This window comes from Streptomyces sp. NBC_01546, assembly GCF_045208355.1.
Classification (GTDB): Bacteria; Actinomycetota; Actinomycetes; order Streptomycetales; family Streptomycetaceae; genus Streptomyces.
Genome location: NZ_CP109379.1, coordinates 4478276 through 4499791, shown reverse-complemented (window position 1 = coordinate 4499791; position 21516 = coordinate 4478276). Strand labels below are relative to the sequence as shown.

Below are 21516 nucleotides of genomic sequence, written 5' to 3'. Positions count from 1 at the left end.
CCGGTGGGACACTCGCTGCGTGAGCGAAAGCGCAGGTCGGTGGGGACTCGCCGAGGACGGCGAGGGGCTGTGGCACGCCGCGCCCGTGGACCCCGGCGCCGGATCCCGGATCCGCGTACGCCACCCCGCCGAAGCCATCCGCGCCGCACCGGCCGGCACCCGCTGGGTCTGGCGGTCCACCGCCGCCGTGTACCCCCGCCTGCTCGCCGCCGGCGCCCGCGTCGAGCGCTGCTACGACGTCGAGGACGCCGAGCTGCTGCTCCTCGGCCACGAGGGCCGCTTCGGCGAGCCCCGCTCGGCCGCCGCCGCCTGGGCCCGGCTCACCAACGCCCCCGTACCGCCCGACCCGCCACAGCGCGCCGCCGAACCCGGCGCCCAGGACTCCCTCTTCGATCCGCGGCCCGCCACCCCCGTACCCCTCGACGCCCTGCTCGCCGTCCACGCCGACCAGGCGAGACGGATCGGCGCCACCGCCCATCCCGACCGCATGCGGCTGCTCACCGCCGCCGAGTCCGCGGCCTTCCTCGTCGCCGCCGAGATGAACCGCGCGGGCCTGCCCTGGCGGGCCGACGTCCACCGCGCCCTGCTGACCGAGCTGCTCGGCGAGCGGTACGCGGGCGGCGGCGAGCCCCGCCGCCTCGCCGAGCTGGCCGACCGGATCTCCGCCGCCTTCGGCCGGCGCGTGCGCCCCGACCTGCCCGCCGACGTCATCAAGGCCTTCGCCGAGGCCGGGATCAAACTCAAGTCCACCCGCCGCTGGGAGATCCAGGAGCTGGACCACCCCGCCGTCGAGCCGCTGATCGAGTACAAGAAGCTGTACCGGATCTACACCGCCCACGGCTGGAGCTGGCTCGCGGACTGGGTGCGGGACGGCCGCTTCCGCCCGGAGTTCATCCCGGCCGGCACCCTCACCGGCCGCTGGGTCACCAACGGCGGCGGGGCCCTGCAGATCCCCAAGGTGATCCGCCGGGCCGTCGTCGCCGACCCGGGCTGGCGGCTGGTGGTGGCCGACGCCGACCAGATGGAGCCGCGGGTGCTCGCCGCGATCTCCCGCGACCCCGCCTTCATGGAAGTGGCCGGGGAACTTGCGGACCTCTACACCGCCGTCTCCCGGCAGGGCTTCTCCGGCGACCGCGACAAGGCCAAGATCGCCGTCCTGGGCGCCGTCTACGGGCAGACCTCCGGGGACGGCCTGAAGAACCTGGCCGCACTGCGCCGCCGCTTCCCGCGGGCCGTGGCGTACGTGGACGACGCGGCGAAGGCGGGCGAGGAGGGCCGGCTCGTACGGACCTGGCTGGGCCGCACCTGCCCGCCGCCCGCCGAGACCCCGGACGAGGGCGAGGCCGGGATCCCGCAGGACCGGGAGGACGCCTGGACCCCGAGTTACGCCTCGACCAACACCCGGGCCCGCGGCCGGTTCACCCGTAACTTCGTCGTACAGGGCAGCGCCGCCGACTGGGCCCTGCTGCTGCTCGCGGGCCTGCGGCAGACCCTGGCCGGGATGCGCGCCGAGCTGGTGTTCTTCCAGCACGACGAGGTGATCGTGCACTGCCCGGCCGAGGAGGCCGCGGCCGTCGCCGAGGCCATCCGCGCCGCCGGTGACCGGGCCGGCCGGATCGCCTTCGGCGACACCCCGGTCCGGTTCCCGTTCACGACGGCGGTCGTGGAGTGCTACGCCGACGCCAAGTGACCGCTGCGCGTCGCTCAGCCCAGTTCGTGGAAGTAGACGTGGAAGCCCTCGCGGACGAAGCCCTCCGCCTCGTACAGCCCCTGCGCGACGGTGTTGTCGTACGCGGTCTCCAGCTGCACGCCGGCCACCCCGGCCTCGCGGGCCCGCCGCAACACCTCGTGCAGCAGGGCCCGGCCCGCGCCGGTGCGGCGGCCGGAGGGGGCGACGTACAGGTCGCCCAGGACCCACACGGGCCGCATGGAGAGCGAGGAGAACGTCCGGTAGACCTGCGCGAATCCCACCGTCCCGGCGCCCGGGACATCGGCTAGCAGGACCTGGGACTCGTCGTTCGCGAGGCGCTCCGCCAGGAAGGCGCGCGGCCGCTCCGCGTCCTTCACGTCGACCTCGTAGAACTCCAGGTAGCCGCGGAACAGCTCCGCCGCCACCTCGAGGTCCGCCTCGCCCGCGGTGCGTACCGCGACCCGGGACCCTGTTGCCTGACCGCTCATCCACATCTCCTCAAGTCCGCTCCCGCGCGCCGGCACCATTGTGCGCGCGGGATCGGACAGAGAGACAGCGCCTCGGGTCAGTTGCCGGAGACGGGCTGGGCGGGCAGCGAGAACACGTGCTCCGGGGTGACGACCTTCGTGATCGCCTCACCGAACAGCGTGCTGGGCTCCGAGCCCTCGTAGCCGATGTCCGTGTTGAGCAGCACCACCATCGTGGCCTGCGTCTGCGGCATGTACACCACCAGCGCCTCGTAGCCGGGCAGGGAGCCGTTGTGCCCGATCCAGCCCTGGACGTTGAAGATGCCCAGGCCGTAGCCCGTGCCCGGGAGCGCCGGGGTCACCTTCAGCCGCTCGGCCTGGGTGGCGGGGGTCAGCAGGGAACCTGTGGCCAGCGTCTTCGCCCAGCTCCGCATGTCGGTGAGGTCGGAGTTCATCGCTCCGGCCGCCCAGCCCCAGGAGGGGTTCCAGTTCGTGGCGTCCTCGGTCTTCCCGGAGGCCGTCTGGTCCGTGTAGCCGTGGGCGTGCGGACTCGGGAACTCCGCGCCGGCCGGGAACATGGTGTGCTTCAGCCCGGCCGCCGCGACGACCTCCCGGTTGACGTAATCGTCGAGCTTCTGCCCGGTCACCTTCTCCACGACCAGCCCGAGCAGGATCAGATTGGTGTTGCAGTAGAGGAACTTCGCGCCCGGTTCGAAGAGCACCGGGTGCTTGAAGGAGTACCCGAGCAGCTCCTGCGGGGTGAACGGCCGCCGGGGATCGCTCGTCAGGGCCTTGAAGAAGCCTTCGTCCTCGGAGTAGTTGAACAACCCGCTCCTCATCCCCGCCAGCTCGCGCAGGGTGATCCGGTCCCCGTTCGGGACGCCGTCCACGTACTTACCGATCGGGTCGTCCAGCCCGACCTTGCCCTCGTCGACCAGCTGCAGCAGGGCGGTCACGGTGAACGTCTTGGTCACGCTGCCGATCCGCATGTAGAGGTCGGTGGTCATCGGTGCGTCCGTCGCCTTGTCCGCGACACCGAAGGACCGTACGTACTCGCCCTTGCCCGGCGCCGACAGGGCCACCATCACCCCGGGCACCTTCGCCTCGGTCATGACCTGCTTGACGGCCTCGTCCAGCTGCGCGGCCACCGCGGGGGTCAGCTGGGGAAAGTCCTCGGCAGCGGGCGTCGCGGCCGCCGCGACGGCGGGCGCGAGGCCCGCCGTGCCCCCCGCGTTTCCGGCTCCCACGCCCAGGGGCACCAGCAGCAGCCCCGCCGCGGCCGCTCCCACCACCGCACTGCGCCACCGTGTCGTCATGCCCGGCCTCCTGCCACGTGGAGAGAAGGATCCACCCTCCAACGTAGCCCGGCCCCCTCCCCCGGGCGACTCGGCGGCCCGGGGGCAAGTCGTCTAAAAATCTATTCTAGAAAGACTTCCGGATCGGCCACACTCGTGCCATGAACCAGACACCTGCCGGCTTCGGGCCGCCCCCCGAACCCTTCCAGCCCCAGCCCAGTGGGACCGGTGGCGGCGGGGGCCGCCGGATCAGTGGCCGGACGGCGATCGTCCTGGCGGTGCTGGCCGGCGTACTGCTCGTCCTCGGCGGCGGCGTGTACCTCGCGGTCGGCGGTGACCGCGGCAAGCCCGCGGCACAGGACGGCAAGGAGTCGGCCGTGCCGTCCGGTTCGCCCTCGGTCGACCAGGGCGACGGCAAGGGCTCCGGCGTCGGCTCCGGCGTCTACGACCCCAATGCCGGCATCCAGCCCGGCGAGGCGCGGGTCTGGCTGCGTGACAACCAGACCGAGGTCGTCGGGGCGGGAGCCTCGCAGTACGGCCCCTGGCGGGTGGGCGACATCGTGGTCAAGGCGATGTACAAGGAGGTCACCGGCTATGCGGTGGCCGACGGCCAGGAGAAGTGGAAGCTCCCGCTGCAGACGCCGCTGTGCGGGGTTCCGCGGGCCCCGTCCGCCACCGGCAAGCTGGTCGTGGGCGTGAAGGAGAGCGACTCGGCGACGGCGCACTGCACCCAGCTCCAGCAGATCGACCTCACCACCGGTACGGCGGGCTGGAAGGCACCGGTGCCGCAGGAGAACTCCTACGACAGCTCGCTGGAGTTCGAGATGGCCATCGCCGGCGACACCGTGGCCGTCGCCCGGTCGGCCGTCATGAGCGGCTTCTCGGTCACCGACGGCAGGAAGCTCTTCGGTACGTCGAACACGAACGGCTGCTCCCCGAGCGCGTTCGCCGGGGGCTCACGGCTGATCAGCCTCCGCAACTGCTTCGCCCCGAAGGAACCCGTCGGGTCCGCGCGGTCGATGGTCGAGGAGCTGGATCCGGCCACGGGCGGCTCCAAGTGGAGCCACACGTACGAGAAGGGATGGAACGTCGGCCGGGTGCTCTCCGTGGACCCGCTGGTGGTCGCGGCGTACAACAAGGAAAAGAAGACCTGGAACATCACCGCGTTCACGCCCGACGGAAAGGTCCGCTCGCAGAGCGACGCCGGGTTCGGGGTCAGCGGCCGGTGCAACGGATGGGGCAACTCGACCGGCTACCAGGAGTGCTACGCCGCCGTGGCCGACGCCGACACGCTGTACATCGGAGCGGGCAAGACCGGCCCCGACCTCGGCATCGACGACACCCGCCAGGTCGTCGCCGTCGACCTGAACACGGGCAAGGAGAAGTGGCGCACGGCCGAGCAGCCGAAGGACCGCACGGTGTGGCCGCTCGCCGTCGAGGACGGCAGGATCGTCGTCTACGTCCGGCCCGGCAGCGGCGAAACCGGCTCGGTCGTGTCCCTCGCACCGGCCGACGGCTCCTCGCAACCGCTCCTGCAGAGCCCGGCGGCGGCCGCCGGGGCCGAGGGCGTCATCTACGACCACGGGGTCCGCATCGCCTGGGCGGGAGGACGGCTGTTCCTGCTCAACGGCAGGGTGGCCAGCCCCGAGCCCGGAGTCGCGAGCCGCGCGATCCTGTCCTTCGGCAAGTAGGGGGAACCATGCAGAACCAGTACCGGCAAGGCGAGTTCGGCCCACCGCAATGGCCGCAGGAGCCCCAGCCCCAGCCGCCGAAAGGGCGGCGGCGGACCGTCATCGGGATCTGTGTCCTGACCGCGGTGGCGGTCGCCGCCGCCGTCACCGCCGTCGTGGTCGTCCGGCAGAAGGACGAGGGCCCCCCACCGGTGTCCGACCCGTCGAAGCCGCTCGTCGCGGGCTGGAAGACCGTGGTCAACCCCGAGCACGGCACCGCGTTCGACGTCCCGCCGGACTGGGAGGTCCTCGCGCCCAGCGTCTTCAGCGGCCACACGGACCGCAAGGACCCGGACAAGCTCCTCATCGGGCACACGGCACCCGCCTTCTACAAGTCCAAGTGGTGCAGCATCGACGCCGACGGCGACGGCCGGATCACGGACGTCAAGCTCGGCGCCGCCGGCACCAAGGGCGCCGAAGGGGCGAAGGACACCGCCGAGATCGCCGAGAAGAACGCGCCGACCTGGGTCTACGCCGCCTACACCCAGCCGGACAAGAGCCTCGTCACCTGGGACAAGCCGGTGAAGTACCGCACGAAGTCCGGAGTCGAGGGAACGTACGTGAAGGCCCGCTCCGCGGGGGTCAAGCAGACCAACCGCTGCGCCGGAGACGGCCAGGCGATCGTCTTCGGCTTCAAGAACTCCAAGGGCGGCTTCGTCGCCTGGAACTTCTACGGCCGCACGGGCGTCCCCGGCGCGGTCGGCGACGACCTGGTCATGCGCATCCTGAGCACCGTCCGCCTCTCCGGCGACCCCAAGGAGCAAACCCCCCTGTAACCGCCGCTGGCGTTCACTCCCCGGTCCGGATGTGCTCGATGCCGGTGCATGCTCTATGTTGCAGAGGCAAAACACGGGGGACTTCGTATGGCGCACGCGCAGCAGCCGCGCCCCGGAGCGGTGGTTGGCGCTCGACGAGCCGAGACTGAGGCAACGGACGACGGATGGCACGGGACTACGACAGCCAGCTTCTGGAATCGGTGGCGGTACGCCGCCGCAGGATGAGGGACGCCCTGCTCTTCGGCGCACAGCGGGCGCGGCGCACGGCGGACGAGCGGCTCGGAAAGCTGTTCGCGGGGATCGCCATCGCGGCCGTCCTGTGCGCCGGTTGCGTCGGGTGGTCCTTCGTCCAGCACACGCTCGCGAAGCAGAAGGCCGAGCAACAGCAGAAGCAGCAACAGCAACAGCAGAGCCAGCTGCAGCCGCTGGGGCAGCCGTCGAAGTCGCAGCAGCCGTCCGGTGCGGCAAGCCCGTCCCCGTCGAAGCCGCCGAAATCGCCCAAGACTTCACAGCCCACGCCCTCGCACACGGCCAAGTCGCCCAAGCCGACGCAGTCGTAGAGGAAGAAGCAGAGGCGTGCAGATCCGGGAGAGTTCACAGTCCGGCAGCAGCGCCATGTCCCCCCTTGCCCCGAAAGGTCGCAATCCCGCGATGATAGGTTCCCGTAAGTGGTGAGCACAGCAACGACTTCCCGGGCGCAACTGAGCCGGGTGACCCTGGTCGGCGAGCGGCGCCGGGCCGACATGGTCCTGCCCTCCGACACCCCGATCGGGCAGCTGCTCCCGGACATATTGCAGCTGCTCGACGACCGGGCCGCATCGCGCCCGCTGACCCGTCAGCTGATCACGACGGACGGCTCCGCGCTGCCGCACGACAGCACGCTCTCGTCGGCCGGGATAGCCGACGGTGCCGTCCTGCGCCTCGTCAGAAGCCACTCCGCTCCGCCGGCCCCCGTGGTCCACGACGTCACCGACCTGGTGGCCGACGACCTCGATCTGCAGGCCTGGCGCTGGCGTCCCGCCGCCCGGCGGGGCAGCGCGGGCGTGGCGACCGTCGCCTTCATGGTGACCGCCGCGCTGCTCGCCCGCCGCGAGTTCGCGCTCGAATCGCTGGCCGGCGCCCTGACCGCGGTCACGCTCGTCCTGATGGCGGCCGGCGCCCTCATCTCCCGCATCGGGCAGGGCAACCGAGGCCTGGCCACGGCCCTGCTGCTCGCCTCGGGCGGGCTGGGCGTCCTCACCGCGTGGACCGCCGCTGACGCCTACCACTGGTCGGGCATCGCGCGGCTCGCCGCCGTCGCGGGCGCGCTCGTCCTGACACTGGTGCTGCTCGGCTACTTCTCGCCGCTCGGCCGCGGCGGGCTCATCGGCGCCGTGGCCACCACCGTGATCACCGCCCTGTGGGAAGCCGTCGCCGCCGTCCAGGGCGACCCGGCCCGGCTCGGCGCGGTCATGGTCCTCTTCTCCGTGGTGCTGCTCGGCATGCTGCCGCGGCTCGCCCTGATGGCCTCGGGGCTCACCGCGCTCGACGACCGCCGCTCGGGCGGCGCCTCCGTCAGCCGCCACGAGGTGGGCAACGCGCTCGCCGCCACGCACCGCGGGCTCGCGCTCGCGACGATCGCCACGGCGATCTCGGCGGCGGCCGCCGGCTGGCTGCTGACGCTGGCCGAGAAGCCCTCCGTGTGGACGGTGACACTGCCGGCGCTCGTCGCCGTGGTGCTCCTGTCCAGGGCGCGGGCGTTCCCGCTGGTCGCCGAGGTCGTGGCGCTGATCACCGCCTCGGCGCTGCTCGTCGTACGCCTCGTGATGCTGTGGACCGGGCACGGCGGGGGCGCCGCACCGCTGGCCGTGCTGGGCGCGGCGGCGCTGCTGCCGCTGCTCGTCCTCGCGGTACAGCCGCCGGAGCACGTGCAGGTCCGGCTGCGGCGCACGGCCGACCTCATCGAATCGGTGGGCATGGTGGGACTCTTCCCGCTCGCCGTCGGGGTGTTCGGCGTGTACGGGCAGCTGCTCAACAAGTTCTGAGGAAGAGGGGCAGGGGCAGACATGCCTAACGGAGACAACTGGCAGGGCGACGTCCTGCGCGACCTCAGGGGCGGAGCGCAGCCTTCGGCCCAGGGTCCGGGCGGTCCGCAGCCGATGCCGGGTCCCGGCGCGCAGGCCCCCGCCGCGGGCGCCGCGGATCCCGCGTACGGGTACCCGCACCAGGGCCGGCCGGAGCGCCGGCCGCCCCGGCCGCGGGCGTGCCCCAGGGCTACCCCCAGCCGCAGGCCCAGCCGCAGCCGCAGGCCGCGTACGCCTCCGGAGGGCGCGGGCAGGGAGCCCGTGCGCCCGAGTCCCGGCCCGCGGTGGACAAGAACCTCGCCGGGGCGGGCCGCAAGCCGCGGCACGGTGAGCCCTTCACCACCCGCGCCGTGCGCGCCGTACGCAGGACCGTTTCCTCGTCCGCCGCCCGCGAGGTGGCCGAGGCCACCCGTGCCGCCGAACTGCTCCAGCAGCCCGTGACCACCGGCCGCCAGATAGCCGTCACCTCCATCCGCGGCGGCGCCGGCAAGTCCACGGTCGCGGCCCTGCTCGGCACCACGTACGCGCACTACCGGCAGGACCCCGTCCTCTTCGTCGAGGCCGACCCGGCCCTCGGCTCGCTGCCGATCCGGCTCGGCGCCGAGACCCTGCGCTGGACCACCGGCGACGTCGCGGACATCGTCGAGCCCCAGATGTCGCTGCTCGACGTCACCGGCTACCTGGTCCAGCTCCGGGACAACGCCTGGCTGCTGCCCGGCAGCCAGGGCCAGATCGGCGCGATGCTCGACACCCGGTCCTACGAGCGGGCCATGGTCGCGCTCCGCCGCTACTTCGGGGTGACCGTCGTCGACTGCGAGACGCTGCCCGCCGAGGTCGCCCGCGTCGCGCTCTCCGCCTCCCAGGCCCGCGTCCTGACCACCCCCGCCACCCTGGACGGCGTCGCCAGCACGTACGCGGTCCTCCAGTGGATGCAGGGTCTGCCGCCGCACGTGATGGCGAGCACCGTCGTCGTGCTCACCGAGCAGGCGCCCCAGTCGGGAATCGACCTCGCCGAGGCGGTCCGCACCCTGCAGGCCGCCGGGCCGAGCGTCCACGTCCTGCCGTACGACCGCCACCTGGCGGACGGCGGCCACATCCGTACCGAACTGCTCGCCCACTCGACCAGGCAGACCGCCGCCCGGCTCGCCGCGGACGTCTTCCAGCTCTCCCAGAAGCGCCACTGACGATGAGTACCCGACTGATCCACCGCCCGGCGCGGACCATCAGGCCCCCGGCGACCCCCGCCGCACGCACCATCGAGGCCCCGCCCAACCTCCCCGAGGGCAAGGCGGGCAACATCGCGATGTCGCTGCTGCCCGTGGCCGGGGTCATGTCGTCCGTCGTGATGATGACGGTCGTCCGCAACAGCCAGTTCGCCGGGCTCGGCGCGCTGATCCTCGTCGTCACCATCATCGGCTCCCTCGCGCTCGTCTTCTCGCAGCGCGGCAAGGCCCAGCGCACCCGCCGCACCCAGCGCGAGGCCTACCTCGCCTACCTGGAGGACCTGCGCGAGGAACTCGCGGGCGAGGAGCGCGAACGCGGCGAGCACGCGGACGTGCTCAACCCGTCGCCGCACGCCCTGTACGACATCGTCCGCGACCCGGCCCGGCTGTGGGAGCGCCGCCGCATCGACGGCGACTTCCTGCGCGTGCGCGTCGGCACCGGCGAGATGCCCGTACGGGATCTGCAGATCGGCCAGCAGGGATCCTCCGTCCTCACCCCGCCCGACCAGTTCATGCTCAACGAGGCGTCGGCGCTGACGGCCCGCTTCCGCAACGGCACCGAACTCCCGCTCACCGTCCCGCTCGACCGCGTCGGCAACATCAGTGTCATCGGCCCCCGCGAGGACTGCCTGCGCGTCGCACGCGCCCTGCTGGTCCAGGCCGCCGCCCTGCACGCCCCCGACGACGTGGCGATCGCGCTGGCCGTGCCCGGCGACCGGCTCCCGGACTGGGAGTGGGCCAAGTGGATGCCGCACCTGCTCGACACCGAGCAGCTCGACGGCCCCGTCGCCGCCCGCCGCATCGCCCCCTCCGCGGCCCAGCTCGCCCGTCAGGTCGGCCCGGAACTGCGCCGCCGCGCCTCCTACGCCGCCGAGGTGCGCCGCGGACTGTCCGGCAAGGACGCCCTGGCCATGTCGTCCCGGCTGCTCGTCGTGACCGACGGACACGGTGAGGACGCCGTCGAACTGCCGCGCCCCGACGACGCGGTCGGCCTGCGCGAGATGGGCGTCACCGTCCTCCACCTGCTCGAACAGCGGGTCCAGGAGCCCGGACACGTCGGCGTACGGATCACCGTCGACGGCGACCAGGTGCTCATCGAGGACCTGCGCCAGGACGAGCCCATCAGCGCCCACGGCACCGTGGACGAGGTCGGCATCCCCTTCGCCGAGGGCCTGGCCCGGATGCTCGCCCCACTGCGCCTGTCCGCCGAGTCCCTCATCGACGCCCCGCTGTCCGGGCCCGTCGACTTCGCCGACCTGCTCGGCATCGACGACGTGGCCCGCCTCGACCTGCCGAGCATGTGGGCCCCGCGCGGCGAACGCGCCTTCCTGCGCGTGCCCATCGGCATCAGCGACTCCCGCGAGCCCGTGCTGCTGGACCTGAAGGAATCCTCCGAGCTGGGCATGGGCCCGCACGGCCTGTGCGTCGGCGCCACCGGTTCCGGAAAGTCCGAGCTGCTGCGCACCCTCGTCCTCGCCCTGGTGGCCACGCACCCGCCGGAGGACCTCGCCCTGGTCCTCGTCGACTACAAGGGCGGCGCCACCTTCGCACCGTTCGCGGACCTGCCGCACGTCGCCGGAGTCATCACCAACCTGGAGAACCAGGCCGGTCTCGTCGAGCGCGTCCACGCCTCGCTCGCCGGCGAGGTCAAGCGCCGCCAGCAGGTCCTCAAGGACGCGGGCAACATCGCCGACATCGGTGACTACGCCGCGCTGCGCGCCGAACGCCGGCCCGACCTGGACCCGCTCCCGCACCTGTTCGTCGTCATCGACGAGTTCGGTGAACTCCTCACCGCCAAGCCCGACTTCATCGACCTGTTCCTGTCCATCGGCCGCATCGGCCGCTCCATCGGCGTGCACCTGCTGCTGTCCAGCCAGCGCATCGAGGGCGGCAAGCTCAAGGGCCTGGACACGTACCTCTCCTACCGGCTGGGCCTGCGCACCTTCTCCGCCGACGAGTCCCGTACGGTCCTGGACACCACGGACGCCTTCCACCTCCCGCCGCTGCCCGGCTTCGGCTACCTCAAGGTCGACACCAGCCACTACGAGCGGTTCAAGGCCAGCTACGTCTCCGGCGCCTACCGGGGCCCCGTACAGCGGGCCGAGGACGAGGACACCGGCCCCCTCGCCCTGGAGTACGAGGCCTTCAACACCCTGTCCAAGCCGGAGAGCACGGGCGGTCAGGAGCCCTCCGCACGCCGCCGCGAGACCGGGCCGACCGAGATGGGCGTCATCGTCGAACAGCTGGAGAACGCCGCCGCTCCGGTGCGCCGCATCTGGCTGCCCCCGCTGCCGGACGCGATCTCCCTGGACACGGTCGCCGGCCCCCTCGACGTGGGCGCGCGCGGAATGCAGCTCTCCAAGCGGCGCGGACGGCTCACCGTGCCGCTCGGCCTGCTCGACGACCCGACGAAGCAGTGGCAGGGCGAGTGGTACCTCGACCTCACCGTCGCGGGCGGCCACGCCGCCGTCATCGGCGGCCCGCAGTCCGGCAAGACCACCCTGCTGCGCACCCTGGTCCTCTCGCTCGCGCTGACCCACACCCCGCAGGAGGTCGGCGTCTACGGCCTCGACCTGGTCGGCGGCGGCCTCCAGGCCCTGTCCGGCCTGCCGCACGTCGGCGGGATCGCGGGGCGCGCCGACCGCGAGCGCGCCGCCCGTACCGTCGAAGAGGTACGCACCATGCTCGCCCTGCGCGAGGACCTCTTCCGCGAGCACGGCATCGACTCCGTCGAGCAGCTGCGCACCCTGCACGCGAGCGGCCGGCTGCCCCAGCTGGCCTCCGCCGAGATCGTCCTCGTCATCGACGGCTTCGGCGCGCTGCGCGACGACTTCGAGGAGCTCGACGACGCCGTCGTCGACATCCTCAAGCGCGGCGGCGGCTACGGCATCCACGTCGTCGCGGGCATGCTCCGCTGGAACGACGTGCGCATCGCCACCCAGTCGAACTTCGGCACCCGCGTCGAGCTGCGCCTCAACGACCCCGGCGAGTCCAGCATCGAGCGCAAGCTCGCCGAGACCCTGTCGCCCGACGAGCCCGGCCGCGTCCTCACCGACGGCAAGCTCTTCGCGCAGGTGGCCCTGCCCCGTACGGACGGCCTCCGCGACACCTCCGAGCTCGGCGCGGTGCTGGAGCGCACGGCCCGTACGATCCGCGCCACCTGGAGCGGCGACGCCGCCCAGCCGGTACGGGTGCTGCCGCACCTGCTGGAGCCGCACCTGCTGCCGGGCCCGGTCTCCGAGCCCAAGCGGGTGCCGATCGGCCTGGACCAGACCGCGCTGGCGCCCGTACTCCTCGACCTGTTCCAGCACGACCAGCACCTGCTGGTCATGGGCGACAGCGAGTGCGGCAAGACGAACCTGCTGAAGACGATCGCCGGCGGTCTCATCGACCGCTACGGCGAGGACGAGCTGGTCTTCGCCATCATGGACCCGCGGCGCAGCCTGCGCGGTGTGGTCCCGGAGGAGTTCAACGGCGGCTACGCCTACAACGCCAAGATGTGCGCCGGGCTGGCCGCGGGCATCGCCACCGAGCTGGAACGGCGCATGCCCGACGACAGCGCCCCCCTGGAGGACCTGGAGCCGGGCAGCTGGGGCGGCGGACCGCGGATCGTGGTCCTCGTCGACGACTACGACGTGCTCACCACCGCGGGGCAGACGCCGCTCGCCCCGTTCGTCCCGTACATCCCGTCGGCGGCGGACATCGGGCTGCACTTCGTCCTGACGCGCCGCGTCGCGGGCGCCTCGCGCGGGATGTACGAGCCGCTGGTGCAGGGCCTGCGCGAATCGGGGGCCTCGGCGGTCGTCATGGCGGGCGACCGGGGCGAGGGCCAGCTGTTCCCGGGGGTGTACGCCTCCCAGCAGCCCGCCGGCCGCGGTGTGCTCATCCGCCGGGGTCAGTCCAACCGCCTGATCCAGACCGTGTACACGCCCGAATAGCGCCCCGCGACCGCCCCTGCCCCCGCTCCCGCGACCACCCCTGCCCCCGCCCCGTCCCCCGTATATCGGACTGCGAAGGACCGTACGACCTCATGACCAAGGACGTCATAGCCCTCACCCCGAAGATGCCCGACCCGTGGGCGGTGCTCACGGGCCTCCTCTCCGGGGGCCCGGACAAGCTGGTGAACACGACGGGCGAGGGGGCGGTCGTACAGCTCTGCGACGAGCAGGGGCGGCCGCTGGTCTCGGTCGAGGCGCCGCTGCTGGTGCAGGTCGAGGGGGAAGCCGAGCGGCTGCTCGGCGCCACCGCGCCCCGGGTTCCGTACTGGTGGACGGAGGCCCGCGCCACCACCGGCGTCCCGGACGCCGAGCGCCTCGCGGGGACCTTCGCGGCCCGCCTCACCACCCTGGCAGGCGGGACCGCCTGGCCGCCGGAGGCGGCGCACAACCTGGGCGTGGTGCAGACCGACGGGGTCAGCGTCGCGCCGACGCCGGCCGCCGCGCAGCCCGCCGTCGACGTGCTGACCCACAGCGTCGCCGTGGTCATCATGGACCGCCCGGTCGTCGCCATGACGGCCTGGCTCTCCGACGCCTTCCGGGCCGCCGCGGCCGCCGAGCGGGGCCTGCAGGTCGTCACCCCGCCCGGGACGATGCTGTCCCCGGCGGTACTGGCGAACATGCCGGAGTGGCCGTCGCGGTGGGTCGTGCAGGACGGGCGGGAGGGCTATTACGACGGCCTCTCGGGCGCGGTGCTGCGCTGGCAGGAGGGCATGTTCGCCACCGTGGTGTCCGAGGACGCCACCGAGGACGACCCGCGGACCCAGGTCGCCGCCACCTACAAGGAGGCCGTGAACACGGCCGAGCGGCAGCTGGCCGTCACCTTCCGCACCATCCACCCCGCGGACGACCGGCTGGTCCTCGGCGGGGCCCTGGAGACGGTGTGGCGCGAGCTGACCGGCGAGCCCCCGGCGGGGTGGGGGACGGCCGAACCGGCCAACCTGCCCTGGTCCCCCGGCCGGCTGACCGATGTGGCGTTCTCGCGGGCCCCCGAGCCGACATGGTTCGTGGTGGTGGGCAGCCCCGGCCGGCCCGGCCTGGCCACGGTGCGGGTCAGCCGTACGAAGGCGGGCGTCGAGGAGGACGTGACGCTGGCGCTCGGCTACGGCGCCGGGGAGGAACTGCCGCTGGACGCGCTTCAGCGCACCGCGGAAGCGCTCGTTACGCGCCACCACCTCCAGTCCATGCTCGTACAGCTCCGCAAAGCACGCCGCGACCTGCTGGTGCCGCCGCGCTTCGAGGGGCCGGGCGTACCGCTGGCCTTCGTCCTGGGTGCGGAGGAGGTCCGGGGGATGCCGGACGACCGGGCCCGGCGTACGCCGCTGGCCGAACAGCCGGTGCGGCTGGGGCCGAAGACCCGCCCCGCCTACTACTACCCGCTGCCGGGGGACCCGTCGGACCTGTCGGGGTGGAGCGTCTTCGAGCAGCTGGTCAGGCATCTGAAGGGCGCGTGAAGAGCCCTGGTGGTTTGTCATGGGTGGGTCACAGGTGGCCCGTTGCTGGTTGCAGCAGCGATGTGAGTTGATGGAAACTGGACATACGTAAGAGCGTTCGAGAGTACGGGGGAGTGGGATGAAGTTCGACATGGGGACGCAGGTTCTGACGAACCTGATGTCCGGGTCACGTAATTCGAATACGGACCTGGGGTCGCTGATCAAGCAGCTGGTGGCTGCGGCGCAGCCGCTGGAGGGCAAGTTCCAGGGGCAGGGCAAGGTGGCGTTCGACTCGTTCAAGCTGCGTGCGGATGGCATCGCGAAGGAGCTGAACGCTTCGCTGGCGGCGATTCTCGGCGGTCAGTCGGGGATGGAGCAGGCGTTCGGGTCGGGTGACCAGGAGCAGGGTGAGAACGCGCGGCAGCAGCAGGGCGCGGCGAACTTCGACGGCGCCCGCTTCCGTGGCCGCTGAGCCCTGCTCGTCTTCTTCTGGGTCTTTTGAGTTGTCTTCGCGGGGAGTGTGGTTGTGATGGCGAGTGGGACGGATCGTCGGGCGTATGACCTGGGTGCCTCGACGGAGGTGCAGGGCGGTATCAAGGCGGTCATCGGTCAGCTGGAGCAGGTGATCGCGGCGCGTGAGGCGCAGGTGGCGGCGGCGATGACGGACTTCGCGGCGGATGGTGTGGCGGATGACTACCACGCCAAGGAGCTGCGGTGGAAGAACGCCTCGCAGGAGGTCAAGAACATCATCCAGCTGCTGAACACGACGCTGGAGAAGAACGACGTGACGGCGCAGCAGACGCTTCAGCGGGCGCGGGCCGCGGTCGACAAGATCGGCTGAACAGGCCGGTGACGTAGGTCAGTTGGTTGGTTGTACGGGGGGTCGTTGATGACGTCGTGGGACATTAAGCCGCAGGGTGTGCAGGGCCAGTTGAAGACCGTCGGCACGAACGCCGGCGAGCTCGAGACGGCCCTGAACGCCCTGCTCACCGCCATGTCGGAGGCGGCGCAGGCCGCGGGAACCGCCGTCCCTGGCTCTCAGGCGGAGACGAAACTGGCGGGCCCCGTTCCGGTCGGCCAGCCGCACCTCACGCAGAAGGCGCTGGGCCCGGTCGCGGCCGCGCTGGGCGAGTACCTGACTGTCCGCAAGCCGGAGTTCAAGTCGATGGCGGAGCGGATCGAGGCGTGCATCCTCGGCGCGGTGACGGCGACGAACGAGTACCTGGAAGGCGATCTCGACCAGGCCAAGGAGGCGCAGGACGCGGCCAAGTCCGTGAACCTTGAATTCCTGCGTGAGAAGACGGGGGCCAAGAAGTGAGCGGGAACGCGCCGGTCGACCCGGCTGAGGTGCCGGTCTTCACGGGCCATCTGCCGACCCTCGACGAGAAGGTGAAGGCGATCTCGTCGGGCGGGGCCGCCGTCTCGACGAAGGCGTCGGACGTCCACACCAGCTTCGGCGGGATCCAGGCGTTCTACCAGGCGCCTGAAGCCGACCAGCTGTTCGCGACGACGAAGCCGGTCTCCGACCTGGGCCTGAAGCTCAGCTCCGACATGTGCACGATCGCCGGCGCCCTCGGCACGTACTCCCGCGACGCCGCACCCATCATCAAGAAGCTCGAGAACCTCAAGCGGGAAGCGGAAACGTTCCGCGAGAAGACGGACAAGGACAAGAAGTGGCGTGAAGACGGCGATCTGATCGACGAGAACCTCGATCGCCGCAACGAGATAGCCGAGGTGTGGACCCAGTTCCAGGAAGTGGAACGGGCCGCCTACGCGAAGATCGTCGCCCTGGTCGGCGGCGCGCCGCTGAAGGTGAACGACGGCTCCAACGCCAAGGACATGTACGGCTACGACGCGGAGGCGTTGAAGCAGTCCAAGTCCCTGCCCTGGGGTGACGCGGTGGAGGAGTCCATCCCCGCGTGGCAGGTGTGGGAGCACGCCTGGGAGTTCGGCAAGGGCGTGATCGTCGACGGCGTGTGGGGCACCCTCAAGGGATTGGGCGGCCTCGTCGGACTTCAGGGCTGGGACACCTTCAAACAGTCCTGGACGGGTCTGGCCAAGCTGGGCACCGGTCTGGGGATCGCCATGATCCCGGGTGTGGGCCCGCTCTTCATGGCGGCCCCCGAGGACAAACTGCCCTCCTGGCTGCGCGACTCCCGCACGGCGATGAAGGAGACCGGCAAAGCGCTCCTGGCCTGGGACCAGTGGGGTTCCAACCCGTCCCGGGCTGCCGGTGCGGTCACCTTCAACGTCCTGACCACGGTCTTCACCGGCGGCGCGGGCGGCGCGGCCTCGGGCGCCGGCAAGGCGGGCGCGGTCGCGAAGGCGCTGTCCTTCGCGGGCAAGGCCGGCCGGGCGATCGACCCGATGACGTACATGTTCAAGGGCGCGGGCGCGGGCATCTCGAAGATCGGCGATGTCATGGCCAGCCTGAAGGGCATGGGCAAGATCGAGGCGCCGAACATCAACCTGGACGGCGCGGTCGCCCTGCCCGACGGCGCCGTGATGCTGCCCGACGGGGCGATCCACCTCCCCAACGGCACGGCGATCCCGGACGGCGCGATCAAGCTCCCGGACGGCAACATCAAGCTCCCCGAGGGCACCGCCACCCTGCCGCCGGGCACGGTCAAGCTGCCCTTCGACGACACCCCGGCGAAGTACGTCGACGGTGCCGGCAACCTGTACAAGGAAGACGGCAGCCTCTTCCAGCGCGGCGAGGAATCCCCGCCCGAGAAGACCCCGGGCGCAGGCGCGGACACCCCGCGCGTCGACGCCCCGAAGACGGACTCCCCGGCCACGGCCAAGGTCCCGGAACGCGAACTCGTCGGCGTCAGCGGCCGCGGCGGCGACATCCACCTCGGCAGCAACATCTCCGACCCGGTCCACGCGATGGACAACGGCGCACACGGCACGGGCGGCTTCGACAACACCCCCACGGGCCGCGCAGGCGACCACGGCACCCCCGGCGGCCACGCCCCGGACAACATGCCGCGCAACGACCTGAACCAGCCCACCGGCGGCTCCCACCCGGACACCCCGTCCACAGCCGGCACCCACCCGGACGGCCCGGGCTCAGGCGCCACCCACCCGGACGGCCCTGGTGCGGGCGGCACCCACAGCCCGCTGGGCGGCCACGGACCCGGCGGCTTCGACGACATCCCGGGCTTCGGTGACGACGCGGCCCGGGCGGGTGACGGGACGACCCCGGCGGGTGGTCACGACGGCCAGCCGACGCACCCCGGTTCCGGGCAGCAGATGACGCCCGAGCAGGTCAAGGCCAAGCAGGACGAGTTCATACAGAGGGCGAACGACCCCGACAAGAGCTGGTTCGACCAGTACTACCGGTCGGACGGGCACCGTCACAGCATCCACACCAAGATCGACGGCGTCGAGCTGCCGATCCTGGCCAAGGACAGCGACGGGGCCTGGATCTCCAAGAACAGCCTTCCGTCCCTCGGCTCCGAGACCAAGTTCGGCCGTGATCCATTCGTCCGCGACGAGGCCCATCCCGCGATCGACCACCTCGACGACGTCGCCAAGGACCGCAAGGCCTCGGTGGAACTCGCCAACGCCGAGCGCGCGCACAAGGCCTCGCCCACCGCCGATACGCTGGACGATCTGGCGAAAGCGCAGGAGCGTTTCGACACGCGCATGACCCCGCGGTGGGGCGAGAACACCTCCAACAACACCTCGTTCTCGGAGCGCCTGGGCGAGGACGCGGCGCGGCTGCACGTGGTCCCGGAGAAGTTCCCCGGTTCGGTGGAGCAGCCGCTGCCGAAGACGCCCAACGGCGCCAACATGTTCGACCAGCTGTACCGTCGTCCGGACGGCAAGCTGATGATCATCGAGGCGAAGGCGCCCTCTTCCGGCCTCCTCTGGCGCAAGGGCGTCGGTCCGGCCGAAGGCTTCATGGTGAAGCAGGGCACCGAGCCGTACCTGCGGACCATCATCGCCGAGATGGAACTCCGGCCGAATCTGAAGGTGACCGATGCCTCGGGCAAGGTATGGACGAACCAGGCCCTTGCCGATGAGCTCACGAGGGCCCTGGACGGCAAAAACCTGGAGTACGCCATGGTGAAGGCCACGGACGGCGGCAGTAAGTACGCTGGGGCCGTCCTCGAATTCTTCAAGATATGACAAAGGAGACAGCGTCCGTGATCGTGCCGCGCCAGGACTATCAGAAGGACGAGATGGCGGCGGTGGTTCCCGCCATGGAGGGGTCGCTGTCCTATTCGCTGGAGGAGTTCGAGACCTCGCACAACTCCAGGTCGGGCGCAGTCATGAGGTCGCTGAACGTCGCATTCGTCCGCTGTGTCGGGGACCCCGGTGCCGTCATGCTGGAGACCTGGGAGTCCTGGCTGCTGGCCATGCAGGTGCACTCGGCCGTCTTCGCCGCCGCCGCTCCTGACCGGGAAACGGTCACCTGCAAGATCCGCGAGGAGGAGCGCCACCTCGCCACCACCGGGCCGCAGACCTACCTCAACGCGAACACCTGGCTCAACGCCTTCTACCTCGCGATCATCTGCCGTGAAGCAGCCCGCCTCGACATGCTGGCCCGGATCCCGGTGTCTCTGCTGCGCGACTTCGGCGGAGCCCTGGACGAGTACACCTACGCCTGGGTGGAGACCCTCCAGAGCTTCTGGCTCCGCCGTGACGACCTGCGCACGCACCTGGTGCGCGCCGTGGACCTGAGCGCTCCCGAGCACGCCCGCGTCGTCGACGCGGAGACGATGACCAAGCTCCGGTACCCGCCGATCATGATGCTCTACCGCTACCTGCGCAACGACACCGCCGGCTTCAACGACGCCCTGGCCGACGCCGTCCGCTGGCACAAGGAGTACTGGACCGCCGACGAGGACCGCACCGAGAACATCCTGGGGATCGTGGCCCTCGCTCCGCTGGCGATCGCCTGCCTGGCCAAGGCCAACGGCATCCCGGTCGAGGTCGAGACCGACTACCTCCCCGAGGCCCTCCTCGACTTCGCCTGGCGCGGCGAGTTCGACGCGTAACGCGCAAACCCGCGGGCAGCACACACCTGACGCCACAACCCACGGAAGACACCCAAATGACCACCGCCGTCGCACGCCACGCATTCCGCACGGACGAGGTCGAGTCCGACTACCTTCCGCTCCGGCCCCTGGACCGTTCCTGGGTGGGAGAGTTCGACACGTGACCGCAAGCGTTCACCGACACGCCATACCGGGCGGCCCCGATGCCGAGCAGTTTGCCGAGCGGCTCGGCGAGCGGATGGCCCGGCGAATCGACAGTCTCGAAGAGTCAACCGGCGTGATCGATTTCGCGTTCAACTCCTCTCTTCTGGCTCTGCGCGCTCGCTGTGTCATCGACCCGCGGGCGGCGGCTGTGGAGACGTGGGAAGCCATGGTCAACGCGATGCAGCTGGGTTCGGCCCTGTTTGCCGTGACGGGTGTGAGCGAGGGTTCCGTCGAGTGCCGCATCAACCGCAAGCTGCGGACCCTTCCGGCGGTCGGCCCTCTGCCGCCGGCCGATGCGGGGAACTGGCTGACGGCATTCTGGCTGGCCGTCATCTGCCGTGACCAGACGCGGATGACACAGTTGTGCGAGATCCCCTTGGATCGACTGCGTTCCCCGGAGGGGCAGTACGACGAGTACGTCTACCACTGGGTGGATGTGCTGCAGACCTACTGGCTCCAGCGTCCGGGCCTCGTGGACAAGCTCATCGCCACGATCGAGGCCTCGAACCCCGAAGTGGTACGAGTCGCTCCACGCGACCTGCTGCAAGGCGTGCTCTATCCGCCGATCAACCTCTTCTACCACTTCGTGCGCAAAGACGAGGCAGGCTTCAGCCCCGCCCTGGCAGACGCACTGAAGCTGCACAAGGCCTACTGGACCCTCAACGAGGACCGGAAAGCCGACATCGACGGCACCATCGCCCTCGGCCCCCTCGCCATCGCCTGCCTGGCCCACGACGGCAAGATCCCGATCGAAGTCGAATCCGACTACCTCCCCAAACACCTCCTCCAGCGCAGCTGGGGCGGCGAGTTCCCCACGTGATCCCCCGCCACGCGATCCGCACGGACAACGCGGCCGAGGCCATGGCACCGGTCGCCGAGAGCGCCGAGGAGGCGCTGGCAGGGCTCGAGACGTCGGAGGACGACCGGGTGAACCAGCTGGCGCGGGTCCCCGTCTCGTTCCTCCGGGAGTCCGCGGCGGAGTTCGACGAGTACCCCTACGCCTGGATCGAGACGCTCCAGAACCGCTGGTTCGGCCGGCAGGAGACATGGGACACCTTGGTCCGCGCTGTCGACGGCACGGACCGCGCACATACGGATCGCGGACAAGGAGCTGATGCTGAAGATCCTGTATCCGCCGCTCAATCTCTTCCACCGCTATCTGAGCCAGGAGAGCGAGCTGTTCAACGAGGCGTTGGCCGAGGCTCTCACGTGGCACAAGGAGTACTGGGCCGCGATCGAGGCCCGGTCCCGGAGCGGTGAGGGTCTGGTCGCCCTCGGCCCGCTCGCCATCGCCTGTATGGCCCGTGACGCCGGCATGCCGATCGAGGTCGAGTCCGAGTACTTGCCGAAGGAGCCGAAGGAGTTGCTGGAGTTCGACTGGGCCAGCGAGGTGGACGCCTGACGGGTGCCCCCGAGCGGCCTCCCTCGCCCGGTGGGCCCGGCCTCCGTACCCGGAAATAGCAAAAGCCCCAGGTCACGGCGAGTGAGTCCTGGGGCTTCTACAGAGCCGCCTTCGGGATTCGAACCCGAGACCTACGCATTACGAGTGCGTTGCTCTGGCCAACTGAGCTAAGGCGGCACCGCTGGTCAGACAAGTATTCCCTCGAAGAGGTGCTCTCATCAGCAGCGGC

At 71.1% G+C, this 21516-nt stretch carries 17 protein-coding genes, 1 tRNA gene and 1 pseudogene; 16 read left to right on the top strand and 3 right to left on the bottom strand.

Going from position 1 to position 21516, the window contains the following annotated elements; all coding sequences use genetic code 11:
* Nucleotides 1-19 precede the first annotated feature (19 nt).
* Nucleotides 20-1690 carry a bifunctional 3'-5' exonuclease/DNA polymerase gene (locus OHA89_RS20600; RefSeq protein ID WP_406366793.1) on the top strand — a complete coding sequence of 557 codons (1671 nt, stop codon included), beginning with the start codon at nucleotides 20-22 and terminating at the stop codon, nucleotides 1688-1690.
* Between the two features lie 14 nt (nucleotides 1691-1704).
* Here the strand turns inward: OHA89_RS20600 and OHA89_RS20595 are convergent, their stop codons facing one another.
* Together OHA89_RS20595 and OHA89_RS20590 are read right to left on the bottom strand one after the other, a co-directional pair.
* The gene (locus OHA89_RS20595; protein WP_266609280.1) at nucleotides 1705-2178 is read right to left on the bottom strand and encodes a GNAT family N-acetyltransferase; all 474 of its coding nucleotides are present in this window, start codon (nucleotides 2176-2178) and stop codon (nucleotides 1705-1707) included.
* A gap of 77 nt (nucleotides 2179-2255) precedes the next feature.
* Nucleotides 2256-3473, bottom strand: coding sequence for a serine hydrolase (locus OHA89_RS20590; protein ID WP_266609279.1), 1218 nt, complete (start codon nucleotides 3471-3473; stop codon nucleotides 2256-2258).
* A 140-nt stretch (nucleotides 3474-3613) separates the two neighbouring features.
* On the opposite strand from OHA89_RS20590, the gene OHA89_RS20585 reads away from it, so the two are divergent.
* The 15 genes and pseudogenes from OHA89_RS20585 to OHA89_RS20515 all read left to right on the top strand — a co-directional run bounded on the left by OHA89_RS20585 (nucleotide 3614) and on the right by OHA89_RS20515 (nucleotide 21287).
* Nucleotides 3614-5143, top strand: a complete 1530-nt coding sequence (locus OHA89_RS20585) for a PQQ-binding-like beta-propeller repeat protein (protein ID WP_406366791.1) — start codon at nucleotides 3614-3616, stop codon at nucleotides 5141-5143.
* Nucleotides 5144-5151: 8 nt separating this feature from the next.
* Nucleotides 5152-5958, top strand: coding sequence for a hypothetical protein (locus tag OHA89_RS20580; RefSeq protein ID WP_266609277.1), 807 nt, complete (start codon nucleotides 5152-5154; stop codon nucleotides 5956-5958).
* 164 nt (nucleotides 5959-6122) lie between these two features.
* Nucleotides 6123-6518 (top strand): hypothetical protein, encoded by a 396-nt coding sequence (locus tag OHA89_RS20575; RefSeq protein ID WP_266609276.1) that lies wholly within the window; start codon nucleotides 6123-6125, stop codon nucleotides 6516-6518.
* Nucleotides 6519-6626: 108 nt separating this feature from the next.
* Entirely contained in the window at nucleotides 6627-7982 is a 1356-nt protein-coding gene (eccD, locus tag OHA89_RS20570) for a type VII secretion integral membrane protein EccD (RefSeq protein WP_266609275.1), read from the top strand.
* A gap of 218 nt (nucleotides 7983-8200) precedes the next feature.
* Nucleotides 8201-9205, top strand: coding sequence for a MinD/ParA family protein (locus OHA89_RS20565; RefSeq protein ID WP_406366789.1), 1005 nt, complete (start codon nucleotides 8201-8203; stop codon nucleotides 9203-9205).
* A gap of 2 nt (nucleotides 9206-9207) precedes the next feature.
* A complete protein-coding gene (gene eccCa, locus OHA89_RS20560; protein WP_266609274.1) occupies nucleotides 9208-13182 on the top strand; it encodes a type VII secretion protein EccCa in 3975 nt (1324 codons plus the stop codon).
* A gap of 92 nt (nucleotides 13183-13274) precedes the next feature.
* A complete protein-coding gene (locus OHA89_RS20555) occupies nucleotides 13275-14693 on the top strand; it encodes a DUF6177 family protein (protein WP_266609273.1) in 1419 nt (472 codons plus the stop codon).
* A gap of 118 nt (nucleotides 14694-14811) precedes the next feature.
* On the top strand, nucleotides 14812-15144 hold the full coding sequence (locus OHA89_RS20550; protein WP_266609272.1) for a hypothetical protein: 333 nt from the start codon (nucleotides 14812-14814) through the stop codon (nucleotides 15142-15144).
* Between the two features lie 57 nt (nucleotides 15145-15201).
* Nucleotides 15202-15513 carry a pore-forming ESAT-6 family protein gene (locus OHA89_RS20545; protein ID WP_266607827.1) on the top strand — a complete coding sequence of 104 codons (312 nt, stop codon included), beginning with the start codon at nucleotides 15202-15204 and terminating at the stop codon, nucleotides 15511-15513.
* Nucleotides 15514-15561: 48 nt separating this feature from the next.
* Nucleotides 15562-15990 carry a DUF6507 family protein gene (locus tag OHA89_RS20540; RefSeq protein WP_266609271.1) on the top strand — a complete coding sequence of 143 codons (429 nt, stop codon included), beginning with the start codon at nucleotides 15562-15564 and terminating at the stop codon, nucleotides 15988-15990.
* Nucleotides 15987-18809 (top strand): hypothetical protein, encoded by a 2823-nt coding sequence (locus OHA89_RS20535; protein ID WP_266609270.1) that lies wholly within the window; start codon nucleotides 15987-15989, stop codon nucleotides 18807-18809. Before OHA89_RS20540 ends, OHA89_RS20535 begins: the two co-directional genes overlap by 4 nt.
* Entirely contained in the window at nucleotides 18806-19681 is an 876-nt protein-coding gene (locus OHA89_RS20530) for an immunity 49 family protein (protein WP_266609269.1), read from the top strand. Before OHA89_RS20535 ends, OHA89_RS20530 begins: the two co-directional genes overlap by 4 nt.
* A 160-nt stretch (nucleotides 19682-19841) precedes the next feature.
* Nucleotides 19842-20705 carry an immunity 49 family protein gene (locus tag OHA89_RS20525; protein ID WP_266609268.1) on the top strand — a complete coding sequence of 288 codons (864 nt, stop codon included), beginning with the start codon at nucleotides 19842-19844 and terminating at the stop codon, nucleotides 20703-20705.
* Between the two features lie 41 nt (nucleotides 20706-20746).
* Nucleotides 20747-20914 (top strand): annotated as a pseudogene (locus OHA89_RS20520) (hypothetical protein); the annotation flags it as partial.
* Nucleotides 20915-20999: 85 nt separating this feature from the next.
* Nucleotides 21000-21287, top strand: a complete 288-nt coding sequence (locus tag OHA89_RS20515) for an immunity 49 family protein (RefSeq protein ID WP_266609267.1) — start codon at nucleotides 21000-21002, stop codon at nucleotides 21285-21287.
* A gap of 103 nt (nucleotides 21288-21390) precedes the next feature.
* Here the strand turns inward: OHA89_RS20515 and OHA89_RS20510 are convergent.
* Nucleotides 21391-21464, bottom strand: a tRNA-Thr gene (locus OHA89_RS20510).
* Between the last annotated feature and the right edge of the window lie 52 nt (nucleotides 21465-21516).

What these genes read in the sequence shown, in the direction of transcription:
- eccCa (WP_266609274.1), top strand. Translation starts at nt 9,208, where the DNA reads ATGAGTACCCGACTGATCCACCGCCCGGCGCGGACCATCAGGCCCCCG.
- OHA89_RS20555 (WP_266609273.1), top strand. Translation starts at nt 13,275, where the DNA reads ATGACCAAGGACGTCATAGCCCTCACCCCGAAGATGCCCGACCCGTGG.
- OHA89_RS20585 (WP_406366791.1), top strand. Translation starts at nt 3,614, where the DNA reads ATGAACCAGACACCTGCCGGCTTCGGGCCGCCCCCCGAACCCTTCCAG.
- OHA89_RS20540 (WP_266609271.1), top strand. Translation starts at nt 15,562, where the DNA reads ATGACGTCGTGGGACATTAAGCCGCAGGGTGTGCAGGGCCAGTTGAAG.
- OHA89_RS20595 (WP_266609280.1), bottom strand. Translation starts at nt 2,178, where the DNA reads ATGAGCGGTCAGGCAACAGGGTCCCGGGTCGCGGTACGCACCGCGGGC.
- OHA89_RS20545 (WP_266607827.1), top strand. Translation starts at nt 15,202, where the DNA reads ATGGCGAGTGGGACGGATCGTCGGGCGTATGACCTGGGTGCCTCGACG.
- OHA89_RS20515 (WP_266609267.1), top strand. Translation starts at nt 21,000, where the DNA reads ATGCTGAAGATCCTGTATCCGCCGCTCAATCTCTTCCACCGCTATCTG.
- OHA89_RS20550 (WP_266609272.1), top strand. Translation starts at nt 14,812, where the DNA reads ATGAAGTTCGACATGGGGACGCAGGTTCTGACGAACCTGATGTCCGGG.
- OHA89_RS20590 (WP_266609279.1), bottom strand. Translation starts at nt 3,473, where the DNA reads ATGACGACACGGTGGCGCAGTGCGGTGGTGGGAGCGGCCGCGGCGGGG.
- OHA89_RS20575 (WP_266609276.1), top strand. Translation starts at nt 6,123, where the DNA reads ATGGCACGGGACTACGACAGCCAGCTTCTGGAATCGGTGGCGGTACGC.
- OHA89_RS20580 (WP_266609277.1), top strand. Translation starts at nt 5,152, where the DNA reads ATGCAGAACCAGTACCGGCAAGGCGAGTTCGGCCCACCGCAATGGCCG.
- OHA89_RS20530 (WP_266609269.1), top strand. Translation starts at nt 18,806, where the DNA reads ATGACAAAGGAGACAGCGTCCGTGATCGTGCCGCGCCAGGACTATCAG.